General features: G+C 61.4%; 20 protein-coding genes and 1 tRNA gene. 10 read left to right on the top strand and 11 right to left on the bottom strand.

Annotated elements, in window-relative coordinates; translation table 11 throughout:
• Positions 1–65: 65 nt before the first annotated feature.
• The 4 genes from ACQZ5H_RS16760 to ACQZ5H_RS16745 all read right to left on the bottom strand — a co-directional run bounded on the left by ACQZ5H_RS16760 (position 66) and on the right by ACQZ5H_RS16745 (position 4274).
• Positions 66–1052 carry an ABC transporter substrate-binding protein gene (locus ACQZ5H_RS16760; protein WP_112713569.1) on the bottom strand — a complete coding sequence of 329 codons (987 nt, stop codon included), beginning with the start codon at positions 1050–1052 and terminating at the stop codon, positions 66–68.
• Between the two features lie 204 nt (positions 1053–1256).
• A complete protein-coding gene (locus tag ACQZ5H_RS16755; protein ID WP_449098436.1) occupies positions 1257–1709 on the bottom strand; it encodes an RbsD/FucU family protein in 453 nt (150 codons plus the stop codon).
• Positions 1710–1718: 9 nt separating this feature from the next.
• Positions 1719–2738, bottom strand: a complete 1020-nt coding sequence (locus tag ACQZ5H_RS16750) for an aldo/keto reductase (protein WP_449098435.1) — start codon at positions 2736–2738, stop codon at positions 1719–1721.
• A gap of 33 nt (positions 2739–2771) precedes the next feature.
• A complete protein-coding gene (locus tag ACQZ5H_RS16745; protein WP_112713563.1) occupies positions 2772–4274 on the bottom strand; it encodes an altronate dehydratase family protein in 1503 nt (500 codons plus the stop codon).
• 228 nt (positions 4275–4502) lie between these two features.
• Between ACQZ5H_RS16745 and ACQZ5H_RS16740 the strand changes: the two genes are divergently transcribed.
• Positions 4503–5399: a GntR family transcriptional regulator gene (locus ACQZ5H_RS16740; RefSeq protein ID WP_130279141.1), complete on the top strand. Its 897-nt coding sequence runs from the start codon at positions 4503–4505 to the stop codon at positions 5397–5399.
• A gap of 3 nt (positions 5400–5402) precedes the next feature.
• On the opposite strand, the gene ACQZ5H_RS16735 is transcribed toward ACQZ5H_RS16740, so the two are convergent.
• From ACQZ5H_RS16735 to ACQZ5H_RS16720, 4 genes are all read right to left on the bottom strand, one after another.
• Entirely contained in the window at positions 5403–6893 is a 1491-nt protein-coding gene (locus tag ACQZ5H_RS16735) for an MDR family MFS transporter (RefSeq protein ID WP_449098434.1), read from the bottom strand.
• A gap of 194 nt (positions 6894–7087) precedes the next feature.
• On the bottom strand, positions 7088–7891 hold the full coding sequence (locus ACQZ5H_RS16730) for a hypothetical protein (protein ID WP_449098433.1): 804 nt from the start codon (positions 7889–7891) through the stop codon (positions 7088–7090).
• Between the two features lie 211 nt (positions 7892–8102).
• Positions 8103–8178: transfer RNA gene (locus ACQZ5H_RS16725), tRNA-Thr, on the bottom strand.
• 120 nt (positions 8179–8298) lie between these two features.
• Positions 8299–9258: an NAD(P)H-dependent flavin oxidoreductase gene (locus ACQZ5H_RS16720; RefSeq protein ID WP_449098432.1), complete on the bottom strand. Its 960-nt coding sequence runs from the start codon at positions 9256–9258 to the stop codon at positions 8299–8301.
• A gap of 254 nt (positions 9259–9512) precedes the next feature.
• On the opposite strand from ACQZ5H_RS16720, the gene ACQZ5H_RS16715 reads away from it, so the two are divergent.
• Positions 9513–10721, top strand: coding sequence for a regulator (locus ACQZ5H_RS16715; RefSeq protein WP_449098431.1), 1209 nt, complete (start codon positions 9513–9515; stop codon positions 10719–10721).
• Between the two features lie 9 nt (positions 10722–10730).
• Here ACQZ5H_RS16715 and ACQZ5H_RS16710 read toward each other — a convergent pair whose 3' ends face one another.
• Positions 10731–11153, bottom strand: coding sequence for a hypothetical protein (locus tag ACQZ5H_RS16710; protein WP_449098430.1), 423 nt, complete (start codon positions 11151–11153; stop codon positions 10731–10733).
• An 8-nt stretch (positions 11154–11161) separates the two neighbouring features.
• Entirely contained in the window at positions 11162–12043 is an 882-nt protein-coding gene (ppk2, locus tag ACQZ5H_RS16705; RefSeq protein WP_449098429.1) for a polyphosphate kinase 2, read from the bottom strand.
• 238 nt (positions 12044–12281) lie between these two features.
• On the opposite strand from ppk2, the gene phoR reads away from it, so the two are divergent.
• From phoR to phoB, 7 genes are all read left to right on the top strand, one after another.
• A complete protein-coding gene (phoR, locus tag ACQZ5H_RS16700; RefSeq protein ID WP_449098581.1) occupies positions 12282–13502 on the top strand; it encodes a phosphate regulon sensor histidine kinase PhoR in 1221 nt (406 codons plus the stop codon).
• A 199-nt stretch (positions 13503–13701) separates the two neighbouring features.
• A complete protein-coding gene (locus ACQZ5H_RS16695) occupies positions 13702–14736 on the top strand; it encodes a substrate-binding domain-containing protein (RefSeq protein ID WP_112713544.1) in 1035 nt (344 codons plus the stop codon).
• 159 nt (positions 14737–14895) lie between these two features.
• Positions 14896–16377: a phosphate ABC transporter permease subunit PstC gene (pstC, locus tag ACQZ5H_RS16690; RefSeq protein WP_449098428.1), complete on the top strand. Its 1482-nt coding sequence runs from the start codon at positions 14896–14898 to the stop codon at positions 16375–16377.
• Complete coding sequence (gene pstA, locus ACQZ5H_RS16685) at positions 16374–17696, top strand: phosphate ABC transporter permease PstA (protein ID WP_449098427.1); 1323 nt, start codon at positions 16374–16376, stop codon at positions 17694–17696. The genes pstC and pstA overlap by 4 nt, the downstream gene beginning before the upstream one ends.
• A gap of 15 nt (positions 17697–17711) precedes the next feature.
• Positions 17712–18527, top strand: coding sequence for a phosphate ABC transporter ATP-binding protein PstB (pstB, locus tag ACQZ5H_RS16680; RefSeq protein ID WP_112713538.1), 816 nt, complete (start codon positions 17712–17714; stop codon positions 18525–18527).
• 44 nt (positions 18528–18571) lie between these two features.
• A complete protein-coding gene (gene phoU / locus ACQZ5H_RS16675) occupies positions 18572–19285 on the top strand; it encodes a phosphate signaling complex protein PhoU (RefSeq protein WP_112713536.1) in 714 nt (237 codons plus the stop codon).
• Positions 19286–19318: 33 nt separating this feature from the next.
• Positions 19319–20002 carry a phosphate regulon transcriptional regulator PhoB gene (gene phoB, locus ACQZ5H_RS16670; RefSeq protein ID WP_112713534.1) on the top strand — a complete coding sequence of 228 codons (684 nt, stop codon included), beginning with the start codon at positions 19319–19321 and terminating at the stop codon, positions 20000–20002.
• Between the two features lie 81 nt (positions 20003–20083).
• Here the strand turns inward: phoB and ACQZ5H_RS16665 are convergent, their stop codons facing one another.
• On the bottom strand, positions 20084–20617 hold the full coding sequence (locus tag ACQZ5H_RS16665; protein ID WP_112713532.1) for a GcrA family cell cycle regulator: 534 nt from the start codon (positions 20615–20617) through the stop codon (positions 20084–20086).
• Positions 20618–21043: 426 nt separating this feature from the next.
• On the opposite strand from ACQZ5H_RS16665, the gene ACQZ5H_RS16660 reads away from it, so the two are divergent.
• Positions 21044–22243 carry an acetylornithine transaminase gene (locus tag ACQZ5H_RS16660; protein ID WP_449098426.1) on the top strand — a complete coding sequence of 400 codons (1200 nt, stop codon included), beginning with the start codon at positions 21044–21046 and terminating at the stop codon, positions 22241–22243.
• Positions 22244–22280 lie beyond the last annotated feature (37 nt).

Here is a 22280-nt window from a genome sequence, read left to right as displayed (position 1 = left end):
GCGGACGATAACACAGGTGAAGAAAAGGCCGCGCGGAATTTCTTGCGCGCGGCCTCGACTGAAGATTACTTGATCTTCGGGTTCAGAAGAGCGTCGATCTTCGGTTCAGCCATGTTGGCCTTGGTCACCAGATTGGCGCCGGTATCGACGTTCTGCTCGACCTTCTCGCCCTTGGAGACGGCCAGCGCGGTCTTGATGCCGTCGTAGCCCATGCGATAGGGGTCCTGCACCACGAGACCGGCAAGTGCGCCGTCCTTCAGGAAGCCGACCGTCTTGTCGTCGCTGTCGAAGCCGATGACCTTGACCTTGTCGCCGAGCTTGTTTTCAGCAATCGCCTGGCCAACGCCCTGTGCCATGATCAGGTTGGACGCGAAGACGCCAACGATGTTCGGGTTGGCAGTGATCAGGTCGGTCATCATGTTGAGGCCGGTGGTTGCCTGGCCGTCAGCATACTTGTCAGCGATGACCTTGAGGCCCGGATACTTGGTCTTGACCTGATCGAGGAAGCCTTCGCGGCGCTGTTCCAGCGAGCCGGCACCGGCAATGCTGGTGATGATGGCGATTTCGCCTTCTTCCTTGCCGGTGGCGCCCTTGATGGCAGCGGCCAGACCGTCGGCAGCGATGCGGCCGCCCTGGACGTTGTCGGTGGTCAGGAACGACTTGAAGGCCTTGGAGTCGGCGCCGGAGTCGATGCCGATGATCGGAACGGACTTGGCAGCTTCGTCGATCGGCTTGCCGAGCGCCTTGAATTCGGTCGGCGAGATGACGACAGCGGCCGGCTTGCCGGCAACGGCGTTTTCGAGGATGCTGATCTGGCCGTTGACGTCGGATTCAGACTGCGCGCCGAGTTCCGGTACCTTGACGCCGAGATCGGTGCCGGCCTTGCGGGCGCCGGCCAGAACGATCTGCCAGTAGAAGGACGTCGTGTCCTTGACGATGATCGGGATCGTCACGTCGGCAGCGAAGGACGCGGCCGGCATTGTGGTTGCGATCATCGCTGCGCCTGCGAGCGCCGTGAAGCTACGGCGCGACAGAAGGGACTTCATTTTCATTGCGGGTTCTCCTCCCAAGTTGCGTTCTCCTCCAGGAAACCAGACCGCTGAACGCAGGCGGACGATTTTTATCGATAAAAAACATTTACTCGATGAAGCTAGCTGAGGCCTTTTGAAATTGCAAGTGGGGCAATTTCGCCTTTTTTGCTCTCTTCAATCCTCCGTAAGCTTATGTTTTTCCATCAATTCAAAGATTCTCTAAAATTACAATCGGCCGCGATAGACCTCTTCCGGAAGAACGACGCCTTTCTTCAGGATCAGATTGCCGTAGAGCCGGAATTCCGTTGTCGCGACGATATAGGCCGCCTTGCGCGAACGCTCGTAGAAGGCGAAACGCTCCAGCGTGGCGATGCGGAAGTCGCCGGCCTTGCGGTCGACGATCGCCTGGAACTCCTTGCAGACCTCCGGCACGGCGGCGGCATCACCGACCACTTCCATGCGCCAGGCGCTTTCCGGCACGAAGGTATCGAGAGGGAAATGCGTCAGGATCGCCTCGGCCATATCGGTCGCCGAAACGCCATCGGCGCGGATCATTTCCGGCCCCATGCTGGCCGACGGAAAGTTGGCGTCGGCGATGACGATCTCGTCGCCATGCCCCATCCTGGCGATTGCCAGAAGCAGATCGGGGCTGAGGACGGGATGGATACCCTTGAGCATGCTTCACTCCTATACGCGGACGGCGTCGCTGCCCAAGGGCTTGGCGACCAGCGTCTGGCTTTCGAATTCTGGGTAAATACTGTCCGGCAGCCGCGGCTCGAAGAGCTGCATGTTGCGGTCGACGCTCGATGCCTTGGCAGTGCCGATCAGCACCGACGAGACGATCGGGTCGCGCAGCGGAAACTGCAGGGCAGGCGCGGCCAGCGGCACGCCGTGGCGCCTGGCGATCTCCTCCATGGCAGTCACCTTGGCGGCGACGTCAGGCGTCGGCGCCATATAGTCGAAATGCGCGCCGGGGACCGCCCCTGTCGCCAGGATTCCGGAATTGAAGACGCCGCCGACCACGAGGCTGGTGCCCTTTTCGCGGCAAAGCGGGATCAGCTCAGCAACGGCGGAACGGTCGAGCAGCGTGTAGCGTCCGGCCATCAGGATGACGTCGATATCGGCGTTGCGCATCACGTCGAGGCAGACGGGCACCTCGTTGACACCAAGGCCGAATGCCTTGATCGCGCCGCTGGATTTTAGCTGGTCCAGCGCCTTGATGCCGCTGTCGAGCAGCTGCTTCTGATAGATCGCATTCTTGGCCGCGCCATGCGTATAACCGCCGATGTCGTGGACATAGAGAATATCGATGCGGTTGAGGCCGAGGCGCGCATAGCTGAACTCGACCGAGCGCATGATGCCGTCATAGGAATAGTCGTAGTCGGCATCGAAGGAGAGCGGGTCGACATAGCTGTAGTCGGGCACGGTGCCCGTCGGGACCGGCCGCAGCAGACGTCCGACCTTGCTCGACAACACGTAGTCGTTCTCCGGCTTCGCCCGCAGGAAATCGCCGACATAGCGCTCGCCGAGGCCGAGGCCATACCAGGGCGCGACGTCGAAATAGCGGATATCAGCCGACCAGGCGGCTTCCAGCGTTTCCATGGCCTGGTCGCGCGGGCAGGCGCGGTAAAGGCCGCCGAGAGCTGCGGCGCCGAAACTGATTTCGGTCACCTGCAGATCCGTCTTGCCGATCCTCCTCGTCTTCATCATTCCTCCTCTGAAGACTTGTCTGTCAGTATATTAGAGCGTCGCTCCGAGATGCCATGGCACGAATTCGTTATCGCCGTAGCCGAACTCTTCGCTCTTGGTCTTCTTGCCCGATGCGGTGTCGATGATCAGGTCGAAAATCTCGCGGCCCTTGCCGGAGATCGTCGCGTCACCCGATGCGATTGTGCCGCAGTCGATATCCATGTCCTCTTCCATCGCCGCATAGAGCGCCGAATTGCTGGACAGCTTGAGTGACGGGGCCGGACGACAGCCGAAGCAGCTGCCACGTCCGGTGGTGAAGGCGATCATGTTGGCGCCGCCGGCCACCTGGCCGGTTGCCGAAACCGGGTCGTATCCAGGCGTATCCATGAAGACGAGGCCGGATGCGGTGACGCGCTCGGCATAGCCATAGACGGCCGTCAGCGGCGAGCGTCCGCCCTTGGCGACTGCGCCGAGCGACTTCTCGAGAATGGTCGTCAGGCCGCCGCGCTTGTTGCCGGGCGAGGGGTTGTTGTCGAGCGATGCGCCATGCAGGCCGACATATTTCTCCCACCAGACGATCTTCTCGTCGAGCTTCCTGGCGACGTCATCGCTGACGGCGCGGCTGCGCAGCAGGTGTTCGGCGCCATAGATTTCCGAAGTCTCGGAAAGAATGGACGTGCCGCCCGCTGCCGCCAGCAGGTCGGCTGCAACGCCGAGCGCCGGATTGGCGGTGATGCCCGAAAAGCCATCCGAGCCGCCGCACTGCAGGCCGATGATGATGTCGCTGATCGGCAGCGCCACGCGCCGCTCCTTGCCGACATCGGCAGCGATCTCGCGCAGCATGCCCATGGCGCGTTCGACGGCGCGGCGAGAGCCGCCGGCATCCTGAATGTTGAAATGGCGCTTGGTGTCACCCGCACCGCTCTGGCCGTACAGCGTCAGCTGGTTGACCTCGCAGCCGAGGCCGATCATCAGCACGCCGCCGAAATTGACGTGGCGCGTATAGCCGGCAAGCGTCCGATGCAGAACGGCCATGCCGTCGCCGGTCGAGCTCATGCCGCAGCCCTGGTCGTGAACGATCGGCACGAAGCCGTCAATGCCTTCGTAATGCGGCAGGATCGTCCGGTTCGCCTCGTCTGCGATCGCCCGGCAGACGGTGGTGGAACAGTTCACGCTGGCGATGATGCCGATATAGTTGCGGGTGGCCGAGCGGCCGTCGGCGCGCTTGTAGCCCATGAAGGTGCGCGCCTTGTCTTCGGCGGTCGCCGCTTCCGGCGCGGAATTGGCGGTGGCTGCCAGGCGGTCGTTCTCAAAATGCAGATTGTGGCTGTGAACGTGATCGCCGGCCTTCACGTCCGCGGTCGTGCGGCCGATCGCCTGTCCGTACTTGACCACGGCGCCGCCGGACGGGATATCGGCGATGGCGACCTTGTGGCCGGGGTCGATCTTCTGGCGCGCGGCAACGCCGGCGACGATGGCTCCGGGCTCGATCGCCGCCGTTGCGACGGCAACGTTATCTCCGGCCGAAAGGATGAGCCAAGGCAGTTTATCCAATTTACTTCTCCCTGAGGAAACGCTCGCTGCATCGGCGAAATGCGCATTGATTTTGTTTTTTATCTACAATAAACATTTTCAAGTCAACGGGAATATTGTTCCTGTGGACGAGGGAGGCAAACAGCCGCAAGCGATCCAGAATAATATAAGGATTGCAATAGATAAGCTCCCGGCGCACCGGCCGCACCATCGCGTGCGCCGATAGCGGACGGGCAGGAGTGGGGTCGCATGGCAAGACAGAATACAGTCTTCAAGGAAGCATACAATCGCTATGCCGCCGCATTGCGTCCGGAGGCCGCACTTCCGTCGGAGCCTGAAATCGCGGCCCAGCTCGGCATCAGCCGCAGCACCGCCCGCGCCATCCTCACGAGGTTGAGCGACGAGGGCATCATCCGCTGGAACAAGCGCCAGAAAGTGGTGCTCCGCGCCCCGACCGCCAAGGATCTCTTCCCATCCGAGGAAACGGATTCACTGCACGACATCATCGAGCGCAGCTTCATGCAGCGCATTCTCTCGGATGATGCGGCGCCGGGCATGCAGATCAACGAGCTCGAGCTTGCCCGCGAGATCGGTACGGGCACCACCAGCGTCCGCGAATTCCTGATCCGCTTCTCCCGCTTCGGCCTGATCGAGAAGCGCCCGAACAGTCACTGGATCCTGAAGGGCTTCACCCGCGAATTCGCGCTGGAGCTTGCCGACGTGCGCGAGATGTTCGAGCTGCATTCCGCCGCCGATTTCGGCAGGCTCCCGAAAGATCACGCGGCCTGGACCGATCTTGCGGCGATCAAGCAGGATCACCTCGACGTGCTCTCCGACATGGATCAGCGCTACAAGGAATTCTCCGCCCTCGACGAGCGCTTCCACCTGCTGATCCACCGCGCCTCGAAGAACCGCTTCATCGCCGACTTCTACGACGCGATCGCCATCATCTTCCACTATCACTACCAGTGGAACAAGGCGGCCGCCCGCCAGCGCAACGAGCGCGCCATTCATGAGCATCTCGATTATATCGCCGCCCTTGAATCAGGCGATCAGGCCCAGATCGATTTCTCCGCGCGTCTGCATCTGCGCTCGGCCCGCCAGACCCTGCTGCAATCGCTGCCGCAGAATCCGGCCGACGCCTGACTGTTAATGTGAGGCCGCCTCGCTGGCGGGAACGCTGGTCGTCTTGCGGCCGTGGTGGCCGACCGGGATCAGCCAGGTCGAAACCAGCGTCATGACCGCGACCACGACGATGCCCCAGAAGCTCCAGTGCAGCGACGCATCGAAGATGCCGCGGACGACAGGATCGCCTGCAAGCTCCGTCAGCCCCGTCGGCTGGTTCAGGACGTTGTGCAGGTTGTCGGCGGTATCGCCGCTGGCATAGTGATTGATCCCCGCATTCAGGATCGCGCCGAGAACCGTGGCGCCCAGTGTATTGCCGAGGCTGCGGGCAAAGATGATCGACGCTGTGGCGCTGCCGCGCATCGACCATTCGACGCTGTCCTGCACCAGCGCGATGCTGGTGAGATTGATGAGCCCCATGCCGAAGCCCATGAAGAACGAACCGGCGCCGGCGACGATGGGCGAACTGTCTGGCGTCAGGAACAACAGGAAGAGCGCGCCGAACGGGAAGAGCAGGCTGCCGAAGCGCAGCGTGTTGCGGATGCCGAAAACCTTGAACAGCTTGCTCGACATCATCACCGACAGCGGCCAGCCGACGACGAGCATGGTGAGCGTGAACCCGGCAACGATCGGCGAGCGGCCGAGTACGCCCTGGATATAGACCGGCAGAATGGTGGAGAGGCCGATCAGCGCCATGCCGGCGAGCAGCATGCAGATATTGCTGGTCGCCACGAGGCGGCGGCTCCAGAGCGCGATCGAGATGATCGGTTCCGGCGCGCGCTTCTCCTGCCAGAAAAACAGGGCGCCAGAGATGATGAAGACGGCGGCGAGCGACAGCAGGATCCAGGCTTCGGCATCCGTCTCGGTCAGGATGACCAGCAGCGCGATGATGGCGATCGAGAAGAGGATGGAGCCGAGATAATCGATACTCGCCTGCTTGTGCGTCACGGTTTCCTTGAGGAAGAGCGAGAAGGCGATGATCGAGAAGATGCCGATCGGCAGGTTGATCCAGAAAATCCAGGCCCAGGAGATATTGTCGACGATGATGCCGCCGGCGAGTGGCCCGACGACCGCAGATGTGGCCCAGACGGTCGCCATGATGCCCTGAACACGGCCGCGCTCCTCGAGCTTGAAGAGGTCGCCAATGATCGTCATCGTCACCGGCTGAATGGCGCCGGCGCCGAGCCCCTGCAGCAGACGGAACAGGATGAGCGAGGTCATCGACCAGGCGAGGCCGCACAGCAGCGAGCCGATCAGGAAGACGACGATCCCGGCGATCAGCACCGGCTTGCGGCCGAAAATATCGGAAAGCTTGCCGTAGATGACAGTTGTCGTCGACTGCGCGAGCAGGAAGGCCGAGAATACCCAGCTGTAATAGGTAAAGCCGCCAAGCTGGCCGACGATGCGCGGCATGGCGGTCGCGACGATCGTGGCTTCGATCGCCACCATGAAGGTGGCAAACATGATGGTCGCGACAACGAGAACGCGGTTCGAGCGCTGGGCCGTATCAGACATGACTTACCTTTCAGGATGCTTCGCGGCAGGCCGTCAGAGGGCGGCTCGGCAGAAGGGGGCAGTGCCGGCGCGAAGTGCTGCTTTGGTTTTTAGGCCCTAGCTGCTGCTGCTGTAAAGGTAATTATCCGTACAGTTACAAAAGCCCGGCCGCCGCAGCGTTGGTCTCGCTGCGGCGGCCGGGAATGGTTTCAAGCTTAGAACGACGAGCCGCGCCAGATCGGGCCGTTGCCCTCTTCATCCTTCAGGCTGCTCGAGCCGAAGTGATAGCGCATGCCGACGAGGAAGTTGTTGGCGCTGTCGCTGTCGCTGCCGAAGCCGTCGACAGAGAGCTTGGCATGCTCGAAGCGGTAACCGGCATAGAAGGAAACCGGGGTGCCATCCGGCCGGTAATTGCCGATCGCCGAGATCTTCCAGACATCGGCCGTCTCGACATCGTCCTGATAGCGGTCGAACGCGACTTCGGCATCGGCACGGATATTGTCGGTGAAGAAATAGCGCATGCCGGCGCGGCCGGCATAGTGATCGTAGTTGAACCCGCCGATATCGGTCGTGCCAAGGCCAGCCTGACCATAGATGGTCATGTCTGTGCCGAGCCATGCGGCTTCCAGGCCGCCGAGATAGTCGCGCGCCGTCGTATCAGGCAGGAAGCGCGATTCAAATCGTCCTGTCTGGCCGAAGACGCCGACCGCATAGTTGCTGTCCGGCCGGTAGTAGACATGCAGCGTGCCGCCGATATTGTCGTTCCAGCCGAATTCCTGGAGATAGGAATGCGCATAGTCGGCATCCGCCTGCAGGTTGAGCCCGGTGTCGGAGCTCGCATTCATCGATCCGCGCAACCGCCACGAGTGGCTGTCGAGATCCGTGTCCCGCGAAGACCCAGCCTCGAAACCGCCCTCCACATAGCCGGTAAAACGGCTCGCCGTCGCCGGCGTCGTTGCCGGTTCATCCAGCAAAAACTTCGGCACCATCACGTCGTTGGGCGCCAGATCAGCAGCCAAAGCGCCCTGCGCAGCAAGCAACGAAATGCCCGGACCCAACATCCAAGCCGCCAAAACCTTCATCGAAGCAGTCCCCCAGTAATCAAAACTGGCAAGACCGTATCAACCAAGGGTTAACCATGTATTTCAATCATTGCGTAATCAAACAAAAACTGAACAAACCCATAGGCTGTAGTTTTTGCGAAGGGGAAGAGTGCGTCGGGAGAGAGAATGGTGCCGCTTACGTGACTCGAACACGTGACCCCATCATTACGAATGATGTGCTCTACCGACTGAGCTAAAGCGGCAATCCAGGCGGGCGAAGCGTTCGGCCCGCGATTTGCATGGCGCTGATACAGGCATTGTTTGAAGATTTCAAGCACCGTCTGATCGCTTTGGTAAAAAAGAACGGCGCTGTGGAAATCCGTTCAAAGCGAGAGGCGGGTGCGGGCGGCGTGGTACTCGCTCTCGAGGCGGCCGACCAGCTTGGCGACTGGCTCGACGGCTTTGATCGCGCTGATCCCCTGGCCGCTGCCCCAGATATCCTTCCAGGCCTTGGCGCCGCCGACGGCCTGTTCGAAGTCCATTTTCGAGGGATCGGCAACCGGCAGATTGTCGGGATCGAGGCCGACGGCCTTCACCGAAGGCTTCAGGTAATTGCCGTGCACGCCGGTGAAATAGTTGGAATAGACGATATCGTTGGCGGCGCCCTCTACGATGGCGTTCTTGTAAGCGTCGCTGGCACGAGCCTCTTCTGTGGCGATGAAGGGGGTGCCGATATAGGCCATGTCGGCGCCCATTGCCTGCGCCGCCAGGATCGCCCCGCCATTGGCGATCGCGCCAGCAAGCAGCAGCGGCCCGTCGAACCATTCACGGATTTCCTGGACAAGCGCGAAAGGTGAAAGCGTGCCCGCGTGGCCGCCGGCGCCCGCTGCCACAGCGATCAGCCCGTCTGCGCCCTTGCGGATCGCCGAGTTGGCGTGCCGGTTGTTGATAACGTCGTGCAGCACGATGCCGCCGTAGGAATGGACCGCGGCATTCACCTCCGGCACCGCGCCGAGCGAGGAGATGACGACCGGCACCTTGTATTTCACGCAGAGCCTGAGATCGTGCTCAAGGCGCTTGTTCGACATATGGACGATCTGGTTGACGGCGAAGGGGGCGGCCGGTCTGTCGGGATTGGCGGCATTATGGGCAGCGAGATCCTCGGTGATCATCGCCAGCCACTCGTCAAGCTGGCTTTCGGGGCGGGCGTTGAGCGCCGGAAAGGCGCCGATCACTCCTGCCTTGCACTGCGCCAGCGTCAGCGCCGGATGCGAGATGATGAACAGCGGCGAGGCCACGACCGGCAGGCGCAGGTTCTTCGTCAGGATTTCGGGCAGGGCCATGAGATCACCATCAATTGACGTTTACGGAAGCGTCAATTTGATAACAGAGTTCCATCGCGCCGAAAAGGCCACCCAACTGGGCAGGCTACCGATTTCGCGATTTTCGGATATTCTGAAAGGCAGCGTTTTCCCCTGCCGATCGGCCGGGCGGCGCGTCGGAGGCTTGCGGTTTGGCGCTGTTGCCGCTACCGGATTTTGTTAGGCATTTGTAAAGATTTGAGCGGAATGCCGGTTTCAAGAGTGAAGGATCGCACGTGAGCGGATTAGAAACGGCCATCAGAACTGCGCTTGGCAATTCCGATCGCGACAATCCCGAGATCCGCGCCAGAATCTATCAGTCTGCCCGTCAGGCGCTGGAAGCGGGGCTGCGCAAGCAGGACATTACCGACCGCGAGGCGATCGCCCATCACCGCCACCGTCTGGAAACCACGATCCACATGATCGAGGCCGAGGAGCGCGAGCGCATGCATCCGCGCCAGGGGCCGCCGGAAGTGCCGGTTCCGCCGGTTGTCGATGTCCCCGAGCCCGTCCATCACCAGGTTGAGCCGGAAGCCCCGGCGCCGGAACTCGCTGGCGAGACCCGCTATGCCGAAGAGCCGCGCCGTGCCTATGACGACGCCAGCCTTCATGGAGTGCATGCCGGCGAGGCCGATCATCTGGGTGCAGCGCCCGCTGCCGAAGAGAGCTTCGCCGCCGAGCGCCGGGCGCCGTCTGCCGCCGCCAGTATGGATTTCCGCCCGGAAGGAGCGGCCAAGCGCCGCAAGCCGCGCAAGATCTTCTCGCGCCTGCTTGTCTGGTGCGTGCTGATCGCCTTCGTCGGCACCGGCGCCTGGTGGGCGCACAAGTCCGGCCTGCTGCTCACGGCGCAGGAGCGCGACACCAGCGTCGCCAATCCGCCGGCCAGCACCCAGCCCGAAGATTTCGACGGCAGCGACAGCCAGACCGCCGACAATAACAATAATGCCGGTACGCACACCGATCAGCCGGTGACGATCGACCCGCAGAACAGCTTCTCGGCTGCCTGGATCGAAGTCTTCAAGGCCTCGGATGCCGGCAAGATCGAGAACGGCGCCCAGGCGCGCACCGAAAACATCACCGAAAATGACGAGGCGGCCGTCCGCCTGATCTCGCAGAGCAACGGCGTCGATGGCAATATCGCCATTCCTGTCGCCGCCGATGTGCTGCAGCAGCTGGCGGGCAAGTCCTCGACCATCGCCATTACTCTGCAGTCGACGAGCGATGAGCCGACGCAGATCACCGTCGAGTGCAATTTCCAGACGCTCGGCAATTGCGCCCGCCATCGCTTCAGTGTCACGCGCGAAAAGTCGGATGTGCTGGTTCAGGTGAATTTCGACCGGTCGCTGGCGCCGAGCTCCGCCGGCAAGCTGCTGATCAACAGCGATGTCGACGGCAAGGCTCGCGGCATCAACCTCTACGCCGTCCGCATCCTGCCGGGCCAATAAGCCGACGCGTCAGGTGCCTGGTGCCTGGCTGAGCAGGATCGAGAGGTCCTGCGGCGTATCCTCGACGATGCCGTCGAAGCCGCAGCTTTCACGCACGATCAATGCCGGAGCGTCATTGGTCAGTTTCAGGCCGACGATGACGTTGTTGTAGCCATCCCAGATCTGCGGCGCCGGTTTGTAGCGCCGTTCCCAGCGCGCTTCGATGATGGGTGCGGCAAGCGGCTTTCCTGATAGCACCTGCTCGATTTCCAGGCGGAACAGCGCATCCTTCTGCTCGGGACGCGCCTGATAGCCGATGACCTTGGCGCGGACGATCGCATCCGAGCGGTAGAGCACGCTGTAATCGACATCCTGCAGCAGCACGCAGGCCTGCGCCTCAGCCGCCAGCCCCATCATCACGAGTAGTCCGCCGATTACAGCCGTAGGCCGCATCTTCACTCCTATTTCAGAAAGCCCGGACCCCAGCCGATGATCTTCTCATCCAGCTCGCCGATCGCCTTCTCGTCCTTGCCGTCATAATCCATCGTCTTCAGCATGTGACGGATGAGATTGAGACGGGCGCGCCGCTTGTCGTTGGCGCGGATGACGGTCCAGGGCGCTGCGTCCGTATGCGTTGCCTTCAGCATCCGGTCGCGCTTGTCGCTGTAGTCGCCCCATTTCGTCAGTGCCGCGATATCCATGGAAGATAGCTTCCAAACCTTGAGCGGATCGTGCCGCCGGTCATGGAAGCGCTTCAGCTGCATTTCGCGGCCGATATCGAGATAGAACTTGAAGAGATAGATGCCCTCATGGGCGATGACCTTTTCGAGTAGCGGCGCCTGCTCGAGAAAATCCTCGTATTGCTTCGGTGTGCAGAAGCCCATGACCGGCTCGACGCCGGCGCGGTTATACCAGGAACGGTCGAAGAGCACGAATTCACCGGCCGTTGGAAACTGCGCGATATAGCGCTGGAAATACCACTGCCCGAGCTCGCGGTCGTTCGGCTTGGCGAGTGCCACGACACGCGCAAGGCGGGGGTTCATCTTGCCGGAGGAGGCAGAGATCGCGCCGCCCTTGCCGGCCGCATCGCGTCCCTCGAAGACCGCCATGACGCGCTTGCCGGTCGCCTGCAGCCAGAACTGCACTTTGACGAGCTCCACCTGAAGCTTCTCGAGATCTTCGAGATACTCTTCTTCCTTCAGCTTCTTCTTGTAGGGAAAGTCGCCGGATTCGAGTGCCTTTTCGTCGATCCAGGCAGGCAGCACCGGATCGTCCACGTCGAAGACGCGCTTCTTGCCTCTGATATCCAGTTCGACTGCGCGGCTCTCGACATCTTCGGCCATCATTTCCTCCCGGCGCTTCGGCTTCTGAGCAGGCGATCATATTTCGCGTTAAAAATCAAATTGCTCGCCGCGGCATGAAAATAGTTGTGTGTTTCCACTGCGGCTTTTTCGCTTGGTGGAAGCAGTCGAAAACTTCTGTCATGAATCACGGCTATCAGGCAAAGTTTGAAGCAATGATTGCGACTGAAAGCCGGGCGAGGGGCAAGTGGAAGAGGAAATGCCGTGGACATCGGGGCTGATGGCCCGCATCAGGCAGGAACGCCCTGTGCTTCTTGCCGCTCTGGTCATCGGGCTGGTGGCGCTGGTTTCGGGGATGAATAAATGGGGCGTTCTGGCGCTCGTCATCCTGATGCTGCTGGTCGTCGTCATGAATGCCGAACCGGTGGTGCAGGCCAAGCTTGCCGAAATTCCTGAGCCTGAGCCGGAAGCGCCGAAGAGCCGCTTGCCTGAAGTGGCCGCCACGCTTGCCGGGCTCGATATCCCCGTCATGGTTCTCTCCGGCGATGCCTCGGTGCTGTTCCAGAACCGCGCGGCCGAAAAGGCCTTCGGCGAGATGATCATCGGTGCGCATCTTTCGGCGCGCCTGCGCTCGCCCGGCATTCTCGACATGGTGCGCGAAACGATCGCCACCAATGCGCCGAACCAGATCGAGCATTCCGAGCGGCTTCCTTCCGAGCGGGTCTATATCGTCCGCAGCGCCCCGATCGATCTCGGTGAGGGGGAAGGCGGCGAGCGCTTCTTCATGCTTTCCTTCCGCGATATTTCGGAAGTCCGCCGCATCGACCGCATGCGCTCGGATTTCGTCGCCAATGCCAGCCATGAGCTGCGCACGCCGCTCGCCTCGCTGCGCGGCTTCATCGAGACTATCCAGGGTCCGGCCAAGAACGATGCCAAGGCGCAGGAACGCTTCCTTGGCATCATGTTCGACCAGACGACGCGCATGAGCCGTCTCGTGGACGATCTGCTGTCGCTGTCGCGGCTTGAGTTGAAGTCACATATCGCGCCCGACGAAAAGGTCGATCTCGTGCCGCTGCTCGGCCATGTCCGGGATTCCCTGCAGCCGCTGGCGAAGGATGTCGGCGTCGAGATCAATCTCAATCTGCCGGAAGGCCGGGCGGAGGTGCTCGGCGATCGAGACGAGCTGGTGCAGGTCTTCGAGAACCTGATCGAGAACGCCTGCAAATACGGCCAGGAAGGCAAGACGGTTGACGTCTCGATCAAGAACGGCCAGGGCCTGCCTGTCGAAGTCACCGTCGCGGACCGAGGGCCCGGCATCCCCGCCGAGCATGTGCCGCGCCTTACCGAGCGCTTCTACCGCGTCAATATCGAGGACAGCCGCTCGAAAAAGGGCACCGGTCTGGGGCTTGCCATCGTCAAGCATATCCTGACCCGCCATCGTGCACGGCTGATCGTTAAGTCCGAGGTTGGCAAGGGAACGGCCTTTACCGTGCGGTTTTGACATAAAGCCGCAACACACCCATTACATCGAAAAATTTTATCTATGAATTTCAGTATTTTAGACTGTCACAAATGTTTCATCAAAGTGACATAAAAGCTCTGTGCATCAGGGGCTAAAGAGTGGCTGCCGATGAAAAAAGGCAATGCGAGGGCCCTGGGGGGCCTGCCCACACAAAGCCCAATGCCGGGAGATTTTTCTGATGAACACGCTTAAACTCACCGTTGCCGCTCTCGCCGCAACCGTTGCTTTTGCAGGCGCTGCAGCCGCTCGCGACCAGATCCAGGTTGCCGGTTCGTCCACCGTTCTGCCTTACGCCAAGATCGTTGCCGAGTCCTTCGGCGAAACCTTCACCAACTTCAAGACGCCGGTTGTTGAATCTGGCGGCACGGGCGCTGGCCTCAAGGAATTCTGCAAGGGCGTCGGCGAAGACACGATCGACGTTGCCAACGCTTCGCGTCCGATCAACAAGAACGAAATGGAAGCCTGCAAGGCTGCCGGCGTAACGGACATCCAGGAAGTCAAGATCGGTTATGACGGTATCGTCTTCGCAACCGACGCTTCCAACCCTGACGTCGCCTACGTTCCGGAAGATCTCTACAAGGCGCTGGCTGCTCAGGTCGTCGTTGATGGCAAACTCGTTGCCAACCCCTACAAGAAGTGGTCGGAAGTCAACCCGAAGCTCCCGGCTGTTGATATCGCTGCCTACATCCCGGGCGAAAAGCACGGCACCCGCGAAGTCTTCGAACTGAACGTTCTCGCTGCAGGCTGCAAGGCTTCGGGCGCTCAGGAAGTTATCGCCAAGGAAATCACCGACAAGGCTGCTCAGGCCAAGGCTTGCGTTGCAGTCCGTAAGGACGGCGCTGCAGTCGACATCGACGGCGACTATCCGGAAACGCTGGCACGCATCGCTGCCAACAAGACCGGCGTTGGCGTCTTCGGTCTCTCCTTCTACGAAAACAACGCTGACAAGCTCAAGGTCGCGACCATGAGCGGCATCGTTCCGTCGACCGAGACCATCTCGAACGGCACCTACCCGGTTTCCCGCCCGCTGTTCTTCTACGTCAAGAAGGCACATCTCGGCGCCGTCCCGGGCCTGAAGGAATACGTCAACTTCTTCGTATCCGACCAGATGATCGGCCCTGACAGCCCGCTCGTCGAATACGGCCTGGTTGCTGCTCCGGACGCCGAGCGCGAAGAAATCCGCAAGGCCGTCGAAGCTGAAAAGACAATGTAATGCATAAGCCGGCGCGGCATCAGGGGGTGCCGCGCCGGTTTTCTAATGACAGTACCCTTGCCGCTGCATGGCAAGGTTTTGAGTTTGTCCATGATTGGGAAGCTGTGCGGGGACATCGCCGCATATGCTCTTGGGGCTGAGCGCCTGGGGACGTAAAGAATGAGCACATCCATTATACTCTTGTGTCTTGTGGTGTTCGGCGCGCTGGCCTATGTGGCCGCCCGCAGCCGTGCCACGGCGCTTGCCGGAGGCAAGTCTTCCGCGCTGCATTCGCGGCCGGGTTATTACGGCGCCTATGCCGCCATCTGGGCCGTCCTTCCGGCCCTCGTCGTTCTCTGTGTCTGGCTCGCCGCCAGCCCGGGCATCATCGAATCCACCGTCCGCAACGCCTTCCCTGAAGATGTGAAGGCCAAGAGTGCTGCCGAGCAGGACTTGAGCTACAGCATGGTCGCCACCATCGGCCGCGGCTTCAATCTGCTGACGGCTGACGAGCTCGCCGCGCTCGGTGCCGACACCAAGGCCGTCCAGGCCAAGCTCAACGAAAAGGGCGTTCCGCTCGCCGGCGAGCCGCAGCCCTACATGCTGGACGCCGCCAAGCTGCTGAACGCCGAAAGCGCCGGCAGCCGCCTGATCATGAGCGCCATCGTGCTGGTGCTTGCCGTTGCCGGTGCGCTCTATGCTCTGCGCGGCATCACGCCCCGCTTCCGCGCCCGCAACCGCGTCGAGCGCGTCATGCTCTGGGGTCTACTCCTGGCATCCTCGATCGCCATTTTGACGACGATCGGCATCGTTCTGTCGATGCTGTCGGAAGCCCTGCGCTTCTTCGCCAGCGTCCCACCGCTCGAATTCTTCTTCGGCACGGTCTGGGATCCGCGCTTTGCCGGTGCCGGCAGCTCGTCGGAAGGCCAGTTCGGCCTTATCCCGCTGCTGCTCGGCACGCTCTATATCGGCTTCGTCGCCATGCTGGTCGCCGTTCCGGTCGGCCTGTTTGCGGCGATCTACATGGCCGAATATGCCTCGCCGAAGCTTCGCTCGCTGGCAAAGCCGCTGCTCGAGGTTCTGGCCGGTATCCCGACAATCGTTTACGGCTTCTTCGCCCTCGTCACCGTCGGCCCGTTCCTGCGCGATCTTTCCTCGCAGGTCAGCGGCCTCCTGACGGGCAACTACACGAACTTCATCCAGGCACAGAGCGTTCTGACCGCCGGTATCGTCATGGGCATCATGCTGATCCCATACGTCTCCTCGCTGTCGGACGACATCATCACCGCCGTGCCGCGTGCCCTGCGTGACGGTTCGCTCGGCCTCGGTGCCACGCGCTCCGAAACCATCAAGAAGGTAGTGCTTCCCGCTGCTCTCCCGGGCATCGTCGGCGCACTGCTGATGACCGCCTCGCGCGCCATCGGCGAAACCATGATCGTCGTGCTTGCGGCCGGTGTTGCCGCCCGCATGCAGATCAATCCTTTCGAGCCGATGACCACCGTGACGGTCAAGATCGTCAACCAGCTGACGGGTGACCTTGAGTTCACCTCGCCGCAGACGCTCGTCGCCTTCGCGCTCGGCATCACGCTCTTCTTGATCACGCTTTGCCTCAATATCTACGCGCTCTACATCGTGCGCAAATACCGGGAGCAGTACGAATGACGAATATCGCTTCTCCGGTTTCCGGCACCCTCGTATCCAAGGCACCTGCGCGCCGCGACATCGGCATCAAGCGCCGCTACGCCGCCGAACGCCGCTTCCAGGCTTACGGCATGGCCGCTATCGCTTTCGGCCTGATCTTCCTGGTCATCCTGCTGTCGACGGTCATCCGTCAGGGCTACACCGCCTTCCAGCAGACGGCGATCTCGCTGCCGATCGAGTTCACTGAGAAGACGATCGATCCGGGCAACAAGCGCGCGACCGATCCGTCCGTCCTGATCGCCGCCAATTACGGCGCCCTGCTGCGTGACGCCATCGTCAAGCAGCTCAACATCAACGCATCGAGCCGTCCCGACGTGCGTGACGCATCGGCGATGCTCTCCAAGGGCGCTCCGATCCAGCTGCGCGACATGGTCGTCGCCGACCCGTCGATCATCGGCAAGACGATCAACGTCACGGTTCTCGCCGACGCCAATGTCGACAGCGCCAACAAGGGCCAGATCGATCTCTCCGTCGATGAGAAGAACCGCAAGGTCAACGACAAGCAGGTTGGCTGGATGAACGAACTGAAGTCGAGCGGCGCTCTCTTCAAGCAGTTCAACACGGGCCTCTTCGTCAACGGCAATTCCAGCCGTCCTGAAGCCGCCGGCCTCGGCGTTGCCCTCATCGGCTCGCTTTATCTGATGGCGATCGTTCTGGTGCTGTCGCTGCCGATCGGTGTCGCCGCCTCGATCTATCTCGAGGAATTCGCACCGAAGAACCGGCTGACCGACCTGATCGAGGTCAATATCAACAACCTCGCTGCCGTTCCCTCGATCGTCTACGGTCTGCTCGGTCTCTCTGTGTTCATCAACTTCATGGGCATGCCGCGCTCGGCCTCGCTGGTCGGCGGTCTGGTGCTCACGCTGATGACGCTGCCGACGATCATCATCGCGACGCGTGCGGCTCTTCGCGCCGTCCCGCCGTCGATCCGCGCGGCCGCTCTCGGTCTCGGCGCCTCGAAGATGCAGATGGTGTTCCACCATGTGCTGCCGCTCGCCATGCCGGGCATTCTGACCGGCACCATCATCGGCCTGGCGCACGCGCTCGGCGAAACCGCGCCGCTTCTCTTGATCGGCATGGTCGCCTTCGTCGCCAGTGCACCGGCCACGCCTCTCGACCCGTCCACCGCGCTCCCCGTCCAGGTCTACATGTGGGCCAACGAAGCCGAACGCGCCTTCGTAGAACGTACGTCGGGTGCCATCATCGTCCTCCTCCTGTTCCTGATCGTCATGAACCTCGGAGCCATCCTCTTGCGCCGTCGCTTTGAGCGCCGCTGGTAAACGGAGTAAAACCCAATGAACATGTTGACAGAAGCAGCAGTTGAAAAGGCTCTGGACCAGAAGATGAACAGCATTCCCTACAAGATGATCGGCCAGGACGTTTCCGTCTATTACGGCGAAAAGCGCGCCCTCTTCGACGTCAAGCTGAACATCCGCGAAAACACCGTTACGGCGCTCATCGGCCCGTCGGGCTGCGGCAAGTCCACCTTCTTGCGCAGCCTGAACCGCATGAACGACACGATCGACAATTGCCGCGTCACCGGCAAGATCACGCTCGATGGCGACGATATCTACGATCCGGATATCGACGTGGTCGAACTGCGCGCCCGCGTCGGCATGGTGTTCCAGAAGCCGAACCCGTTCCCGAAGTCGATCTACGAAAACGTTGCCTACGGCCCGCGCATCCATGGTCTGGCCAAGACCAAGGCCGACATGGACCAGATCGTCGAGACCAGCCTGCAGCGCGCCGGCCTCTGGAACGAGGTCAAGGACCGCGTTCATGAATCCGGCACCGGCCTCTCCGGCGGTCAGCAGCAGCGCCTCTGCATCGCCCGCGCCGTTGCAGTCTCGCCTGAAGTTATCCTGATGGACGAGCCGTGCTCGGCACTCGACCCGATCGCCACCGCAAAGGTCGAGGAACTGATCCACGAGCTGCGCGAAGCCTACACGATCGTCATCGTCACGCACTCCATGCAGCAGGCCGCCCGCGTTTCGCAGCGCACGGCCATGTTCCACCTCGGCAACCTCGTCGAGGAGAACGACACCGACAAGATGTTCACCAATCCGGACGATCCGCGCACCCAGGATTACATCATGGGCCGCTTCGGCTGATCTTTGGCGTCACGACCCCCGATAGACACTCAAGGACTTTACCCATGGCATCGACACATATTTTTTCTGCGTATGACGAAGACCTGAAGTTCCTCTCGCGCCGCATTTCCGAAATGGGCGGCCTGGCCGAGCAGATGGTTTCCGACGCTGTCCGCGCCCTCGTCAATGGCGACGCGGCGCTGGCGCAGAAGGTCATCTCCGACGACGTGATCCTCGATCACGCCGAGCGCGAGATCAACGACAAGGCGATTGTCACCATCGCCCGCCGCCAGCCGATGGCGTCGGACCTGCGCGAGATCATGGGTTCGATCCGCATCGCCGCCGACCTCGAGCGCGTCGGCGACCTCGGCAAGAACACCGCAAAGCGCGTCATCGCCGTGCAGAGCACCGGCGTTCCGCGCAAGCTCGCCCGTGGCCTGGAGCATCTCTCCGAGCTCGCTCTCGTCCAGCTGAAGGAAGTGCTCGACGTCTACACGACGCGCGCTGCCGACAAGGCGAAGTCGATCCGCGAGCGCGACGAGGAAATCGACGCGATGTACACGTCGCTGTTTCGCGAGCTCCTGACCTACATGATGGAAGATCCGCGCAACATCACCAGCTGCACGCATTTGCTCTTCTGCGCCAAGAACATCGAGCGCATCGGCGACCACGCCACGAACATTGCTGAAACAATCTACTACATGGCGACCGGCGCTCAGCCGGAAGGCGAGCGTCCGAAGGACGACACCGCCAACACCGTCGGCGCGGTAACGGAATAATCATCCGGACCGGGCCTCAGGAGACAGAATAGAATGATCCCGAGAGTTGCAGTCGTTGAAGACGAAGAAGCACTGAGCGTGCTTCTTCGCTATAATCTCGAAGCCGAAGGTTTCGAAGTCGATACCATCCTGCGCGGCGACGAGGCGGAAATCCGCCTTCAGGAGCGCACGCCGGACCTTCTTATCCTCGATTGGATGCTGCCTGGCGTATCAGGCATCGAGCTCTGCCGCCGGCTGCGCATGCGCCCGGAAACCGAGCGCCTGCCGATCATCATGCTGACGGCGCGCGGCGAAGAGAGCGAGCGCGTCCGTGGCCTGTCGACCGGCGCCGACGACTACGTCGTCAAGCCGTTCTCGACGCCCGAGCTCGTTGCCCGCGTCAAGGCGATGCTGCGCCGCGCCAAGCCGGAAGTTCTCTCGACCGTGCTGAAGTGCGGCGATATCGAACTCGACCGCGAAACGCACCGCGTTCACCGCAAGACCCGCGAAGTCCGTCTCGGGCCGACCGAGTTTCGTCTTCTGGAGTTCCTGATGTCGTCGCCGGGTCGCGTCTTCTCGCGCTCGCAACTGCTCGACGGCGTCTGGGGTCACGACATCTATGTCGACGAGCGCACCGTCGACGTCCATGTCGGTCGCCTGCGCAAGGCGCTCAACTTCTCGAACATGCAGGATGTCATTCGCACCGTCCGCGGTGCCGGCTACTCCATGGAAGCCTGAGTGAGGGAGGCTACGGCCTCCTGACATGCAGATACAAAAAAACGGGCCGAAAGGCCCGTTTTTCGTTTGTCTTTACCCGGCTCAGTTTGCCCGGGCTGCGGCCCTGCGGCGATCATTGACCGGCTGGTAAGCCAGACGCTGATGATACGTGCAGTAGGGCGAAGAATCCGGGCTTTCGCAGCCGCAGAAATGGAAATCGTCCTTCAGCGGATCGCCGACCGGCCACTTGCAGGTGCGTTCGGTCAGTTCCGTCAGGCCAAGACGGCGGGAGATCGGCACGACAACGTTGGAAGCCGGACGATATTCCATCTCCTCCATGACGTCGATTTCGATCTCTTCCTTCAGCATCGTTGCGCCCTGCGGGCGGGCAACGGTGCGGGTCGTCATGCGCGATGCGTAGTTCGGAGCGCGCGGTGCCGAAGTCGTGCGCTTCGGAGCCCGTGCCGCCGTTGCATTGCCGCCGGCCTTGGCACGGCCCGGCAGTGCCAGACGGTGAACCTTGCCGATGACGGCATTTCGGCTTACGCCTCCAAGTTGCGCCGCGATCTGGCTCGCGCTCAACCCTTCGGACCACAGTTTCTTGAGTTTCTCGACCCGCTCGTCTGTCCAGTTCATGCCCTGTGTCTCCGCCGTTTAAGCGTTGTGAAGGCAGAATCCTTCACCGTTTGCCCCGGATGAATCCGACACAAGAAACGCTTGACTAATTTTGGTGACTAGTTCCGCCGCATGCAGTCTAGTAATTGAGTTTTAACCTAGTGTGAGGCTGACTCCGTGACAAGAGTCGCGGGAATCCGGATGAATCGAATTTCAAGTTTTCCCCAACTTGCTTCCCCACAGAGTCATTTCTGCAACATTAGCTGTTGATGAAACGCGACATCGCTTGAGCGTCACCCAGAAGCCACGAAAGCCGTAGTTTTGTTGACATTGCAGTGCGAAAAGTAAATAGTGCACAGCGCCGCCGAGAGGCGGCATTTTTAATTTTTCGGACCTGGTTTTTTAGCCGGAGTCCGGTTGCCCATAACGCTGACAGGAGACCGCGCCATGGCTGAAGCCGCGCCGCTATATGATACCTATTCTCGTGCCCCTCTGCGGTTCGAGCGAGGTGAGGGCGTCTGGCTGATTACCGAGACCGGCGAGCGATATCTGGATTTTGGCGCGGGCGTTGCCGTGACCTCCGTTGGCCACAGCCATCCTCACGTTGTCGATGCGCTGAAGGCGCAGGCCGAGAAGGTCTGGCACCTCTCCAATATCTATGAGATCCCCGGTCAGGAAAAGCTCGCAACTAAGCTGACGGAAGCGACTTTCGCCGACAAGGTGTTCTTCACCAATTCGGGTGCGGAAGCCCTGGAATGCGCAATCAAGACCGCGCGCCGCTACCAGTATTCGAAGGGTCATCCGGAGCGCTTCCATATCATCACCTTCGAAGGCGCCTTCCACGGCCGTACGCTGGCGACGATCGCCGCCGGCGGCCAGGAGAAGTATCTCGAAGGCTTCGGTCCGAAGACCCCCGGTTTCGACCAGGTGCCGTTCGGCGATGTCGAAGCCGTCCGCGCGGCGATCACCGACGCAACGGCAGGCATTCTGATCGAGCCCGTACAGGGTGAGGGTGGTATCCGCCCGGCGACCGTCGAGTTCATGAAGGCGCTGCGCCAGCTCTGCGATGAGCATGGCCTGCTGCTGATCCTCGATGAAGTGCAGACCGGCGTTGGCCGTACCGGCAAGTTCTTCGCCTATGAATGGTCGGGCGTGACACCTGACATCATGGCTGTTGCCAAGGGCATCGGCGGCGGTTTCCCGCTCGGCGCCTGCCTTGCGACGGATGAGGCGGCCTCCGGCATGAAGGCTGGCACGCACGGCTCGACCTATGGCGGCAATCCGCTTGCCATGGCCGTTGGCAGTGCTGTTCTCGATATCGTGCTCGCCGATGGCTTCCTGCAGCACGTCCGCGATGTGTCGCTGGTCTTCCGCCAGGGTCTGGCGTCGCTGAAGGATCGCTATCCTGACGTGATCGAGGATATCCGCGGCGAAGGCCTGCTGCTCGGCATCAAGGCCGCCGTTCCCTCGAGCGAACTCCTGGCTGCGATCCGCAGCGCGCATCTGCTGGGTGTCCCGGCGGGCGATAACGTCATCCGTCTCCTGCCGCCTCTGGTGGTGACTGCGGAAGAAGCCCGCGAAGGCCTCGCACGCATCGAGCAGGCCGCCGAGAGCATTCGCGCAGCCAAGGCCAAGAAGACGGCTTGAACGGATAGATGCCTTACGAGGCAAACAGGTAAGGACG

This window comes from Rhizobium sp. 21-4511-3d (assembly GCF_053522545.1).
Note: the sequence above shows the minus strand (reverse complement) of the source record. Positions and strands in the feature narration are given on the sequence as shown.